Here is a 12,919-nt window from a genome sequence, read left to right as displayed (position 1 = left end):
CTCGGAACGGCCGCGGATGATGTCCACGTTCTCCAACCCCAGGTCGTCCACGACCCGGGCGGGCACGGGGTCCGAGAGAAGGGTGCGGGCCAGGGCAGAGGGGCCGCCGAGGGACTTGTCCGTGAGCGGGGCGTCCGAGGCCGCGGCGATGACGTTGCCGCGGCGGCGGCCCTTGAGCATGGTCGCATCTGCCATGACCTCCACATGGGGGAAGACCTCGCACAGCGCGGCCACCTCCTGGCGGACCGAGGTCAGGTCCGGGCCGCCGCCGATGTTCATGAGGTACACCCCGCCGGGGGTGAGGACGGAGGCGGCAGAGGCAGCGGCCGAGACCCCGGTGAGGTGCTCCGGGGTGACGTGGAGGGCGTCGGGGTCGTCCGAGACGGGGGCGAAGACGTCCCGGAAGACGACCTCGCGGGTGCCGGGGCGCATGCCAGCGAGGACCTCACCCGCCTCCCCGACGCGGATCTTCAGCTGCGGGGCCCGCGGCAGCTCGAAGCGCGTGCGGGCCAACTCGGCCAGCCCGGCGTCCAGCTCCACGGCCACCTGGTGCGCCTGCGGGTAGACGGCCGTGACCCAGCGGGCGAAGGTGCAGCCGGCGCCGCCCAGGTGCAGGACGCGGATCCGCTGGTCGGTGGCGAAGCGGTGGGTGAGGACGGCCGCGGCCCAGCGCATGTACTCGAAGCCCAGCTCCGTCGGGGTGTCCGGGTTCAGCTGGGAGGACTCCACGCCGTTGACGCGCAGCAGGAAGGCACCGGGCGTCCACGGGTCCGGCTCGATGGTCGCGGTACCCGAGCTGATGGGGAAGGTGCCGGCCTCGATCATGGCTCCATCCTCCCGCATCGGTGCGATGTCCCCGCCCCTGCGCGAAGTGGTGAGGTGCCCCCGCCCCCTGCGCGAAGTGGTGAGAACTCACCGTCTCAGTGCCTGATCGGCGGCTGGATGAGGGTGTGTCCCCACCAGTAGCCGGGCTGAGCGGACTCAGCGCCGCACGTAGAGCCGCTCGGTGTGCTCGCCCCAGCTCCCGCCGAGCGGCGCGGGAGCGCCGAGCGCCTCGAAGCCGTGGCGGCGGTAGAACGCTTCGGCCCGGGCATTGCCGTCCAAGACCCAGAGAACGGCCGGGGCGTCGCCGAGGACCTCGTGGAGGAGGCGGTCGGCGAGTCCCGTGCCGTAGACGCGTTCGCCCAGGTAGATGGCGAACAGCTCGCGTTCCGGCAGGTCGCCCTCGGACAGGCCGGTGCCGGCGAGCACCATGGCGGCGTCGCCGAAGGGACGGCGGGGACCCGCGCACGCCATCCCGACGACGGCACCCGCCTCCGACGGAGCCTCGGACCGGCCTTCCTCATCGTCCGCAGCACCTGGTGCCCCCGACGCCGAGGCGGCGCGCGGGCCCTGCTCGCCGAGGACGAGGTTGACCTCCGGGTCAGCGACAATGCGCTTCCAGGACTCGACCTGGTCGGCGAGGCCGGCGTCGATGCGATCGAACTCCTCGGCAGGGAGGGCGTGGGCGTAGGCGGTGCGCCAGGACCTGTTCTTCATGGCGAGGACGGCGGGCAGGTCCTCGGCGGTGACAGGACGGACCGACGCCTCGGGAGTCCTCGCCCCCGCCTGCTGTGACAACTGGTGAGGACTCACCGTCTCGACCCTCGATTCGCGGCCGGATGAGGGTGTGTCCTCACCAGTACGCGAGCCCGGACGTGCCCCGGGGGCTCGGTCGGCGGCGTCGGCCACGGCGGCACCGTTGGCGTTGTCGGCACCGGCGGCACCGTTGGCATTGTCGGCACCGGCGACGTCGTCACTCACCCGCGGCTCTCCTGCGCGTCCTCGTCCGCGCGCTTCAGGGCGGCCTCGAGGCGCTCGAGCTTGCCGTCGAGCTCGCCGGTGCGGCCGGGGCGAATGTCCGCCTTCAGCACGAGGGAGACACGGGAGCCGTAGGGTTCCACGGCCTCGGTTGCCTCCTTGACCACGGCCATGACCTCGTCCCACTCCCCCTCGATCTCGGTGAACATCGAGGAGGTGCGGTGCGGCAGACCGGAGGCGCGCACCACCGCGACGGCGGCGGCCACGGCCTCGTGCACCGAGCCGGAGTCCTCACCCCCGGCAGGGCGGGAGAGAGACGGGTCTGAGGGAGCGCCGGACGGGGCGACGGAGAACGCAACGATCATGCGGCCCAGTCTGCCCGGGACCGCGCGCCCTGTCAGCCCCCGCTCGGGGCCGACAGAACCCGACCGCCTCCCGAACGAAAGCGCCCGGGAACTCGACGTTCTCCCGAACGAAAGCGCCCGGGAACTGGATGTTCTCCCGAACGAAAGTGCCCGAGAACCCGACCGCTTCCCGAACGAAAGCGCCGGGGCGGGGGTCAGGTGCGGGGTGCGGCGCCGTCGTCGTGGGGCTCAGCGGGGTCGGCCGCCGGCCCGTCCTCGCGGTCCTCGTGACCCTGCCCGGCGGAGTCCTCGTCCAGATACTCACCGGTCTCGTAGTCGTAGGCGACTTCGTTGCCGTCCTCATCCCTGCGCTGGTACCAGTCGGTGACCTCTGCGGCGGTGGAGTCGAAGTCGCCGCCCACGGCGTAGGGACTGTCCGCGGCCACCGGCTGCACCGCGAGGGTGAAGTCGTCACCGTGGTCCTCGATGCCGAGGCGGACCGCCTTCTCCAGCGCCTCGTCCTTGTAGTGCTCTCGGATGGCCTGCGGGTCATGCTGCAGCTCGCGGAAGAGCGCGATCGCCATCAGCACGATCACCACGGAGAACGGCAGCGCGGTGATGGTGATGAGGTTCTGCAGGCCGGACAGCGCGGTGTCGCCGCCGGTCAGCAGCATCACCACGGCGATGCCGGCCATGCAGACCGCCCAGAATGCGGTGACCAGGCGGCGTGGGGACGGGTCGCCGCCCTGGGACAGCTGCGAGTTCACGATCGACGCGGAGTCCGCGGTGGTGATGAAGAAGACGGCGAGCATCAGAATGACCACCGGGGCCACGAGCCCGCCGCCGGGCAGCTGGTCGATGACCACCCAGAAGATCTCCGCCGGGGCCGGCAGAGAGTCCGCGGTGCCGTCCGGGGCGATGGACCCGTTCGTGTGCTGCAGCCAGATGGTGGTGCCGCCGATCACGGTGAACGCCAGGATGATCACGGCCGACGGGATGAACAGTGCGCCCAGGATGAACTGGCGGATGGTGCGGCCACGGGAGATCTTGGCCACGAAGACGCCCACGAACGGCGCCCAGGACACCCACCAGGCCCAGTAGAAGGTGGTCCAGGAAGACAGGAATGCCTGCATGTCCTCGCCCTGGGCCATGTTGGCGCCCAGCATGTCCGCCGAGGAGCCGACGTACTCCATCATCACGCCGGGGATCACGTTGAACAGGAATGCGGTGGGTCCGGCCACGAAGAAGAACAGCGCAAGGCCCATCGCCAGCACCATGTTGATGTTGGACAGCCAACGGATGCCGCGGGCCACGCCCGAGACCGCGGAGGCCACGGTCCCGATGGTCAGCAGGGTGATGATGCCGATCGCCACGGCGTTGCCCTCCGTGGACCATCCGGTGACGATCTGCACGCCCTGGCCGATCTGCAGGGCACCGATGCCCAGAGAGGCGGCGGTGCCGAACAGGGTGGCGATGATCGCCAGGGAGTCGATGAGCCGGGCACCGAAGGACTTCGGGTCGTCGCCGCGGTTGAACAGCGGCATGAGGATCGAGCTCATCAGCGGCACGCGGCCACGCCGGTAGGACACGTAGGCCACCGCCAGCCCGACCATGGCGTAGATGGCCCAGGCGTTGATGCCCCAGTGCAGGGCCGCCTGCGCCATCGCGCCGGTGATCGCCTCCGTGGAGGCGGGCTCGTAGGCGCCCGGCCGCGGGGCCAGGTAGTAGGTCAGCGGCTCGTAGGGGCCGAAGAAGATGATGCCGATGCCGATGCCGGCGGCGAAGAGCATGGCCGCCCAGGAGGCGGTGGAGTACTCGGGCTTCTCGCCGTCCAGGCCGAGGGTGATGCCGCCGTAGCGGGAGAACGCCAGCACCAGCAGGAACAGGACCATCCCGATCGCCAGCGAGGAGAACACCCAGCCGAGGTTCTGCATGACCCAGTTCAGGGCGGTGGTCGAGGCCTCCAGCACCACGTCCGGCTGCAGCACGCCCCAGACCACGAAGCCGACCACCAGCACGCCGACGACGCCGATGATCGCCTTGTCCAGGCCATAGCGGACCCTCTGGTCCTCGATGGAGACGCCGGGCACCAGGGCCGGGTGGATGTCGTGCGGGTAGGTGACCTCCTCGATGAACTTCGCAGGCGTCAGCCGACCGCGCCCTGGCCTGCTCCCCTCCCCCGGCGGCGCGGTCGATCGGTCGTGGGGCTGGTTCCCGTCCATGACGCAGGTCCTCTCCTGGAGTGTGATGAACGCCTCTATTGTGCAGGGTCAGTCTGCGGCCGCCTCCGCCGGCCCGTCATGGCGCACCCGAAGGTCGGCTGGAAAGGCGGGGGACGACGACGGCACGCACCTGGGCACGGTGAGTGCCGTCGTCGGGAGGGCCGGGTTCCGCGGGAACCCGACGGGCTTCCGAACGAAAGTGCTCCGGAACCCGACGGTTTCCCGAACGAAAGTGCTCGGGGTGTCAGCCGAGGAGCTCGAACAGCGGCTGCAGGGCCTTGTAGAGCTCGTTGGCGCCGAGCACCAGGAAGATCGCGGTGGTGGCGCCGAGCAGGATGTTGTTCACCCAGCCGTTGCGGAAGCGGGCCGGGACCTTCTTCGAGTTGTTCAGGAACAGCAGGGTCACCGCCAGGAACGGCATGAACAGCGCGCCGAGCGTGCCGTACAGCAGGATCAGGAAGATCGGGCGGTCCAGGAACAGCAGGACCATCGGCGGGAAGGTGATCCAGAGCAGGAAGAAGCGGGCCGGGGCGGAGGACAGGGACGGGGCGTCGTCCTGGTCCAGCTGGTCGGCCGGCTTGCGGAAGTTCGCCCAGAAGTCCGCGAACATCAGGGAGACGCCGTGCCACACGCCCAGCAGCGAGGAGAAGGACGCGGCGAAGAAGCCGACCAGGAACACGGTGGCCCAGGCCTGGCCGTAGCGGTCCGCCAGCACGGTGCCGACGTCCAGCAGGCCCTTGTCTCCGGAGGAGATCGCGATGCCCGCGGAGTGCAGCAGCTCCACGCCCATGATCATCGTGGCGATCACGAAGATGCCGGTGAGGATGTAGCTGGTGGCGTTGTCGAAGCGCATGACCTTCATGTACTTCGGGACGTTCCAGCCCTTCTCTCGCAGCCAGTAGCCGTAGGCCGCAAGGGTGATGGTGCCGCCCACACCGCCGGCCAGGCCGAGGACGTAGAACATGACCTCGGGGTCGCCGGACGGGATGCGCGGGACCAGGCCGGCCAGGATCGCGCCCACGTTAGGGACGGTCAGCGCGGCGGAGAGCAGCACGGTCACGAACATGACGCCGATCAGCACGGTCATGAGCGTCTCGATCAGGCGGTACCTGTTCAGCCACACCAGGCTCAAGCCGATCACGCCGGCCACGATGGCGAACACCTTGGCGTCCACACCGGGAAACAGGGCGGCCAGGGGCAGCGCCGTGGAGGACATGGCGGTGGCGCCGTACACGAAGCCCCAGACGAGGATGTACGGGGCGAAGTAGACGGTGGTCCAGGCCCCCAGCGTGCGCCAGCCCTGGAAGATCGTCTTGCCGGTGGACAGGTAGTAGCGGCCGGTGCCTTCGACGAGCACGATCTTCAGGATCACGCCCAGCACCACGGCCCACATGAGCATGTAGCCGTAGCGGGAGCCGGCGGTCAGGGTGGCGACCAGGTCCGCGGCGCCCACGCCGGTGGCGGCGGCGACGATGCCGGGGCCGAGCGAGTTCCACTTCGGCGTGACGGGCTGCTCGTTGATCTCCGCCTCGGTGAACCCGACGATGTCCGGGTTGTGCACCGGGTGTGCGGTGTCGACGCGACTGTGCGAAGCCATGCGACTCCCCTCTCTCTGTGGTCCGCGGGCCCGCCTGCGACGGACCCGGGGCGCTGTGGTGACAGTAGAGAGTAGACCGCGTCACCTATGAGCGAGGTGTACGTCACACACGATGACGGCGCAGGGCGGGCGCCGCCGTCGTGTGCGACCGGGGACGACCCGACGGGCGAAGGTCCGGAGGCACCCCGGGACGCGACGGTTTCTTGAACGAAGGCGCCCCGGAATCCGACGGTTTCCCGAACGAAAGTGCCCCGGACCGCGACCGTTTCCCGAACGAAAGTGCTGGGAGCGTCGTCGCCGCCGAGAGGTGGAGGCCGGATCGAACCACGACTACCGTCGGGGGCAGGCCCGATTCACAGACGACGGCTGGAGGGGACCATGGCCAAAGCACAGGACGAGGAGACGAGCCACGGGGACGTCACGTTGCGGGTGGTCGTGGCCGAAGACCAGCCCATCATGCGAGCGGCCCTGGTCGAGCTGCTCGCCAAGGACCCCCGCTTCGACATCGTCGCGGACGCCGGTGACGGCGCGGAGGCCGAACGCCTCGCCCGCCAGATGTCACCCGACGTCCTCGTCACAGACCTGGACATGCCGGTGCAGGACGGAGTCGCCACCATCGCCTCCCTTACGCAGGACACCCCCGTACGCTGTCTGGCCCTGTCCACCTTCGGCTCCGAGGAGTGGGTGCTCTCCGCCCTGCGCGCCGGCGCCTCGGGCTACGTGGTGAAGCACTCCGAGCCGGAGGACATCCGCGCAGCCGTGAGGGCGTGCGCGGCCGAGGAAATGACCGTCTCCCCACAGGTCGTCTCACTTCTCGTCGACCAGATCTGCAACGAAAGTCCCGCATCGCGGCGACCACCTCTCCACGACCCCGCCGAAGATGGACAGCCCCCTGCGCTCACCCCGCGCGAATCCGACGTGCTCGCGTGCTTGGCTGGAGGTATGAACAACCAGGAGATCGCCGACGAACTCCACCTCTCCGTCGGTGCTGTCAAGCTCTACCTCAGCAAGGCCTGCGACCGGCTGGGTGCTCGAGACCGAGTGCAGCTCCTGGTCCGAGGCACCGAGCTCGGACTCATCCAGCCGTCGCTGGCGAATCCTGAGACCGGTCTGGCCCGCTTCCAGTGATCCCGCTGTGGCCACTGACCTTTGGCCACCGGAGTACTGGCCCAACGGCCATAGTGCGGCCGCCCCTCTCCCTGTGAAGCTGAACACGCCACGGGATGAACGACAGTTCCGTGGAAGTCTCGGAGAGAGGAACCCACCATGCGCCGCAAGACCACCGTCCTCGCCACTGCAGCCGCGCTCGTCGTCTCCACCGTGCTGGGTGCCCCGGTCGCACACGCCGCCCCGACGGAATCGCCAGCCACGCTCGCCCCCTCCACCTGGCTCAATGACCAGTGGTGCTTCGTCTTCGGGAAGCTGTACAAGACCTGCTGACCCCGGAGGGACGTCACACGTGGGAGGCCATCCGATCGTCCGAATGGCCTGTCCAGGTTCTGTATGAGACTCTGACCTCGTGCAGAAGGGTGCGGGCGGCGGCGAGGCGACAGTCCTGAAGAACTCTGCCGCGTCCAGACAAGGTCGCGACTGGCCTCGACGGGCCACACACCTGTTCCTGTGCCTGACAAGCCTGGCCCTCGTCATCGACTTCATCCCCGTGCTCGTCGGGACGCAGGACGAGCCGGACGCGATCGCCGCGTCGGCCGGCTATCTCGCCGCATGCCTCGCACCGGTCATGGCGATCTTCCACCGCCCGACGGCCCTGGCCGTGTTCATCGTGGGGTCTCTGGTCGGACCGCACATCGTGGAGACCGCAGGACTGCTGACGTTCATCGCGATCCTCTTCCTCGCCCTGACGATCCTGTTCGGGAGCCGGCGCGAAATGCTTCTCGCCGTGCCGGCGCTGGTGCTGTGGTCCACCAGTGTCTCCCTGCGCCTCGACGGCACCCTCGCCTTCCTCGTCACCTACCTTCTGTTCGCGCTTCCCACCGGGGCTCTGGCATCGGTGGGGCGATATATGCGCCGCCAGGCGCATCGCGCCCAGCAGCGTCTCATACAAGCCGAGGCTGACCGGCGGACCGCCATACGCCGCCAACGCGAAGCACTTGCCCGCGAGCTGCACGACGTCGTCGCCCACGAGCTCACCGTGATCTCCATGCTGGCGGGGGCCCGCCGCAGCTCCACAGACGTGGACGCCCTCCAGGAGGGCCTTTCGAGCACCCGCGAACACGCGGTCCAGGGCCTGCGCGAGCTCCGCACCCTGCTCGGTGTCCTGCGCGCCGAGAGCACTCAGCCGACCCCACCACCGGCTCCTGAGGGACCGGCCGACGCAGCAGCAGTCCTCTCCGACGTCGTCCACCAGGCCCGCGCACTGGGCTTCGACGTGCGTACGAGCACACCGGATGAGGCAGCCTGGGAAACAGTCTCCCGGACCATCAATGAATCCTTGGCGCGGATCCTGCGTGAGGCCTTCTCGAACATCCTCAAATATGCCGACCGCTCAGCTCCCGTCGTCGTCCAGGTGGAGCTCCGGCCGCACGAAGTGCGATGCCTGCTCGAGAATCGGATCCGGCGCGAGCCGTGGCAGCCCAGGTCCAAGGACAGCAGCTCCCGTCTGGGCGTGGCCGGGCTCCACGAACGAGCCGCCCTGTTGGGAGGGACCGCAGAGATCGGGCCCCTCGGTGAACTCTGGCGCGTCGATGTGCGCCTGCCGGCCTGATCCGGGCCCCAGGCAGTCCCTCCGCACAGGCTGACTGGCCATCCGTCCAGTACGCACCGCCACAGCGATTCGCCGGAAGTTCAGGTCGGACGACTGTATGTGCTCACTGCCTGCTGCCGATTTCATGGAGTCATCGACGACGTCACGAGACGTCGGACAGATTCGCCGAAGTCGAGAGGAGGTGCACCAGCCATGGCCGACATCAGAAGAAATCCGAGCCGTTGGGCAGGCTTCGCGTCCCGGCGCGTCGGCCGTCTCGTCTCGACCACCCCGGACGGGATCACCGTCGGCACTGCCACCCTTCTCTCCACCGAGGGGACGTTCGGCATCATCTCCACCGCCGCCCACTGCCTCACCACCGGTGAACACGACCACGTCGACAGCCGAGTCCTGCTCGGCCGCCGGCACGGGATTCCCACCCGCCGCCCGAGCGGACGACACCTCGAGGTCCTTCGCGCATTCGTTCCGACGGCGTGGAGAGAACGGGCCTCCGTGGAACATGACCTCGCATTCGCCGTGGTCCGCCTGCCCCGGGAGTTCGACGCCGAGGTTCTCGGCCCCGAGGTGCGGCCCGACTTTTCCAAGGACATCGATGAAGGCCCCGTCGCCGTCGTCGGCTTCGAGTCCAGGGTGTTCCCCCGTCGCGCTGTCATCCGCAACATCGCCTCGGTCGATCGTCCCTTCGCCGACGCTACCGCGTATCGAGCTCGCTGCGGAATCTCGTCCGGTGGATCCGGCGGACCCTGGCTCGTGCGTCGTGGAGGAAGCATCCATCAGTTCTCCGTGACCAGCTTCGGTTCCCGCCGGGATCGACGTGTCCTGTTCGGACCGACCTGGGACGCGGAAGCCGCTGAACTCCACGCAGCGGCTTCGCAAGCGGCGGCCCAGGCGACTCATCTCGCCGACCGCGGTCCCCTTGACCTGCCCCTGGGCTCCTGACCTGCCCCTGGGCCGGAATGCAACGACCAGATCCCCACCCATCCATGAGAAAGGAAACACCATGATCACCTCGCATAAGTCAGCCACGACGCGTTCCCAGCGGGTGCTGCTCCTCCAGGACGTCGAGCCTGAGCTGCGGAGCTCGGACATTCCAGGACTCACGTCGAACCTGAGCATCATCTGCAAGGAGCAGAGCACGATCTCGATCGCCGTCTGCGTCCCGGGCAAGTGAGGAGCCAGAGATGACCGCCATCCTTTCCCTCCAGGGCATGGACGTCCGCAGGACGTCGTCGGCCGGACGAAGCATCTTCTCCGGCACGAGCATCGCCCTCTGCCCCATCACCACCATCGCCCCTGCCAGCACGGCGAGCGTATCCGTCTGCTGAAGGGCGATCCCCGCCCGAGGAGGACCCCCGTGGACCTGCGCTATCACCAGTACGTCATCCCCGGTCACGACTTCTACCGGGACTCCGACCGCCGCCCTGAGGCCGACTACGGCATCGAGGTGCCCGACGGTTGGACCGTTCGCAAGGACGAGGACTGGACCTTCGTCCTTCCGACGGGGACCACACTCCCCGTCCAGGGATGGAAGATCCACCTTTCCGCGCGTGTCGACGACGCGGAGGAGGTCATCGCCCGGCTTCTGCCCGTCGCCCTGGTAGATGACCTGGCGTTCAAGGTGACCCGGTCCCCTGCACGCCTGCTGCTGAAGAACTCCAAGTACGGCGACCGGTCCTCCTCGGGCAAGTTCATCACCGTGTACCCACGTGACGAGGAGCACTTCATGGCCCTCCTCGACCGACTGCACGATCTCACAGCCGACCTCCGGCCCGGCCCCTATGTCCTCTCCGACCGTCGCTGGCGTGACGGCCTCGTCTACTACCGTTACGGAGCGTTCGCAGAGATGCGGGTCGTGACGGAGGACGGCCAGGAGCAGTTGGCCCTGCGCCACCCCGATGGCACCCTCGTCCCGGACACCCGCGGGCCCGTCTGGTCCTTGCCGGACTTCGTCGAACTCCCAGCTCGACTGGTCTCCGCGGAGCCCGACGACGCGGCGCCCTTCCCCTACCAGGTGGAGTCTGCCCTTCACTTCAGCAACGGCGGCGGCGTCTACAAGGCCTTGGACAGGAACCATACGACAGTCGTGCTCAAGGAGGGCAGGCCCGGTGCCGGCATCGATGCGCGCGGCCGCGACGCGGTGGAGCGCATCGATCACGAGGCGCAGATGATGACCCGGCTCCGGGGCACCGGCTTCGTCCCCGAACTCGTCGAGGTGTTCGATGCCTGGGAACACAGGTTCATGGCGCAGGAGTATGTCCACGGCGTCACGCTGAACAGCTGGATCGCGGCCTACTTCCCCTTCGCCTATGACGGCGACGGGCGGGAGTACGTCCGGCAGGCGATCACCGTGGTGCGCAGACTCGAGCGCTGTGTGCTTGGCATCCATGAGCATGGAATCGCGCTGGGCGACCTCCAACCGCTGAACGTCATGGTCGACGACGATCTGCAGGTCCGCTGCATTGACCTCGAATGCGCCGGCGAGGTCGATGCGCCCCGCGAGGCGGGCCTGATGACCCTCGGTTACACGCCCTACGGTCAGGTGAGCATGCGGGAGGCTGACCTGTACGGCCTCGCCAAGATCGCACGGCAGGCGTTCCTTCCGATCGGCCCCGCCGAGGACCTTGCCCCCGACCTCTGGGATGTGCACGTGGACACCATCCGGCAGCTTCACGGCGACACCGCGGCAGACCTGGTGCAAAGGCTCTGGACGGCAGTGCCGGAGCGTGTCCGCACCACATCGACCCGATGGAGGGCCGCGTCTGGCGTGGATCTGGTACGGCGACCGGACCGACTCGTCGCGGCCCTGCGCGCCGGGATTCTCAAGGACATGGATCCTGGCTCGCCGCAGTTGGTCCCCGGGGACATCAGACAGTACACAGAGCGATTCGGCACGATCAACGTCCGTAACGGCGGCGCGGGGGCCTGTCTTGCCCTGTTGCGCTCCGGCGGGCTTCCGGACCCGGCCCGGGCCTGGTTGCGCGATGCCGCGGCTCGCTGGCTGGACGCCACCAAGGACCGGACTGAGGACTATGGCCTGTTCACGGGCGGCGCCGGCCTCGGCGGTGTCCTCTGGGAAGCAGGCATGCAGAACGAAGCCGCCGCCGTGATGGATGAGGTCCTCGATCATGTGGCACACCTGTCCCGATCTCATGACCGCACGCACGAACGACTGACCGTGGACGCTGGACACGCGGGCATCCTGCTGCAGTTGCTGGCGTTCCACCGCCTCACGGGGGACGAGCGCTTCCAGACGGCGGCAGTGGCCGTGGCGCGTGATCTCGTGCGCAGATACGACCCGGACCAGGCTCCGTTGGCCTCCGATCCGGATGCCATCACCATCGGACTGTTCGAGGGATGGACCGGCTGCGGTCTGGCTCTGGCCGTCCTGTGCGATCAGATGCCGGATCGTGTCCACGAGTTCGAAGAGCCCATGTCCACGATGCTGGCCTCGGATATCCGCTCCGGCGCCTATGGGGAAGACGACGGGGCCTTCACGATCGTGGACGGACGCCGGCTCATCCCCTACCTCGCCGGCGGTGGTGCGGGCACACTCGTCGCCCTCCGGGCTGCCGAGCGGTCCGGCGCCGTCGTCCCACCTCTCGACGGGATGACGGAGGGGGCCCTCCGCTCCGCCGACTCCCGCAGCTTCTACAACGCCGGGTTGCTGCGGGGGACCGCAGGCCTGATCTCCGCAGTCCGTCTGCTCGATGCCGAACGCACCGACATCCTGGAGCGTCTTGGTCGCCTGCTCGGCAACTTCCTCGTGGACGACGGCACAGACGCCGTCTATCTGACAGGTGACTTCGGATACCGCCTGTCCCATGATCTCGGCACCGGCAGCGCAGGTCTGATCTGCGCGCTGGTCGGCCGCACAGATGTCCAGGCTCCCGCCTGGATGCCGCTGCCCACCGCCTCCTACCCGGCGGCGAAGGAACGCGGAGACGGTCGGTGACGCCCGTCACCGACCGGAGGAACCGAACACAGAAAGGAACCCCATCATGAAGAACCAGGTCCTCTCCCTCCAGTCCATGGATTCCCAGGACGACATCGAGCTGCGAGCCGGCTCGTCGCTGTCCGTCAACTGCAAGGTGATCTCCACCATCTCCGTGGCGGTCTGCTGACCTGAACGGATCACGACCATGGAACAGGAGCGCGCGTCGGGGGCAGAGCCCCTGCAGGCTCTGCCCCCGACGCCCTCCCCTGCCGCACGGCCGAGGCCACGGAGCCGACCGCA

The 12,919-nt window shown here is 68.5% G+C and carries 13 protein-coding genes; 8 read left to right on the top strand and 5 right to left on the bottom strand.

Annotated features, from left to right (window positions below):
• From FM125_RS04155 to FM125_RS04135, 5 genes are all read right to left on the bottom strand, one after another.
• Positions 1–825, bottom strand: an 825-nt coding sequence (locus FM125_RS04155) for a spermidine synthase (protein WP_219337025.1), incomplete at its 3' end; no start/stop codon positions are given.
• A gap of 156 nt (positions 826–981) precedes the next feature.
• On the bottom strand, positions 982–1,803 hold the full coding sequence (locus FM125_RS04150; protein ID WP_087133736.1) for a GNAT family N-acetyltransferase: 822 nt from the start codon (positions 1,801–1,803) through the stop codon (positions 982–984).
• Positions 1,800–2,165 carry a thiamine-binding protein gene (locus tag FM125_RS04145; protein WP_067191050.1) on the bottom strand — a complete coding sequence of 122 codons (366 nt, stop codon included), beginning with the start codon at positions 2,163–2,165 and terminating at the stop codon, positions 1,800–1,802. Before FM125_RS04145 ends, FM125_RS04150 begins: the two co-directional genes overlap by 4 nt.
• Before the next feature lie 194 nt (positions 2,166–2,359).
• On the bottom strand, positions 2,360–4,366 hold the full coding sequence (locus tag FM125_RS04140) for a BCCT family transporter (protein ID WP_087133735.1): 2,007 nt from the start codon (positions 4,364–4,366) through the stop codon (positions 2,360–2,362).
• A gap of 244 nt (positions 4,367–4,610) precedes the next feature.
• On the bottom strand, positions 4,611–5,963 hold the full coding sequence (locus FM125_RS04135; protein ID WP_087133734.1) for an Nramp family divalent metal transporter: 1,353 nt from the start codon (positions 5,961–5,963) through the stop codon (positions 4,611–4,613).
• Between the two features lie 378 nt (positions 5,964–6,341).
• On the opposite strand from FM125_RS04135, the gene FM125_RS04130 reads away from it, so the two are divergent.
• From FM125_RS04130 to FM125_RS12065, 8 genes are all read left to right on the top strand, one after another.
• On the top strand, positions 6,342–7,091 hold the full coding sequence (locus FM125_RS04130; protein WP_087133733.1) for a response regulator: 750 nt from the start codon (positions 6,342–6,344) through the stop codon (positions 7,089–7,091).
• 138 nt (positions 7,092–7,229) lie between these two features.
• Complete coding sequence (locus FM125_RS11945) at positions 7,230–7,403, top strand: hypothetical protein (RefSeq protein ID WP_180525339.1); 174 nt, start codon at positions 7,230–7,232, stop codon at positions 7,401–7,403.
• 79 nt (positions 7,404–7,482) lie between these two features.
• On the top strand, positions 7,483–8,685 hold the full coding sequence (locus FM125_RS04125; protein ID WP_087133732.1) for a sensor histidine kinase: 1,203 nt from the start codon (positions 7,483–7,485) through the stop codon (positions 8,683–8,685).
• Positions 8,686–8,877: 192 nt separating this feature from the next.
• Positions 8,878–9,624, top strand: coding sequence for a trypsin-like peptidase domain-containing protein (locus FM125_RS04120; protein WP_087133731.1), 747 nt, complete (start codon positions 8,878–8,880; stop codon positions 9,622–9,624).
• Positions 9,625–9,685: 61 nt separating this feature from the next.
• Entirely contained in the window at positions 9,686–9,856 is a 171-nt protein-coding gene (locus tag FM125_RS11940; RefSeq protein WP_180525336.1) for a class III lanthipeptide, read from the top strand.
• 10 nt (positions 9,857–9,866) lie between these two features.
• Positions 9,867–10,010 carry a hypothetical protein gene (locus FM125_RS11935; RefSeq protein WP_180525333.1) on the top strand — a complete coding sequence of 48 codons (144 nt, stop codon included), beginning with the start codon at positions 9,867–9,869 and terminating at the stop codon, positions 10,008–10,010.
• Positions 10,011–10,039: 29 nt separating this feature from the next.
• The gene (gene lanKC, locus FM125_RS04115; RefSeq protein WP_087133730.1) at positions 10,040–12,637 is read left to right on the top strand and encodes a class III lanthionine synthetase LanKC; all 2,598 of its coding nucleotides are present in this window, start codon (positions 10,040–10,042) and stop codon (positions 12,635–12,637) included.
• Between the two features lie 46 nt (positions 12,638–12,683).
• A complete protein-coding gene (locus tag FM125_RS12065) occupies positions 12,684–12,806 on the top strand; it encodes a class III lanthipeptide (RefSeq protein WP_209279936.1) in 123 nt (40 codons plus the stop codon).
• Positions 12,807–12,919: the final 113 nt, after the last annotated feature.

Source organism: Micrococcus lylae (assembly GCF_900163825.1).
Taxonomy (GTDB): Bacteria; Actinomycetota; Actinomycetes; order Actinomycetales; family Micrococcaceae; genus Micrococcus; species Micrococcus lylae.
Note: the sequence above shows the minus strand (reverse complement) of the source record. Positions and strands in the feature narration are given on the sequence as shown.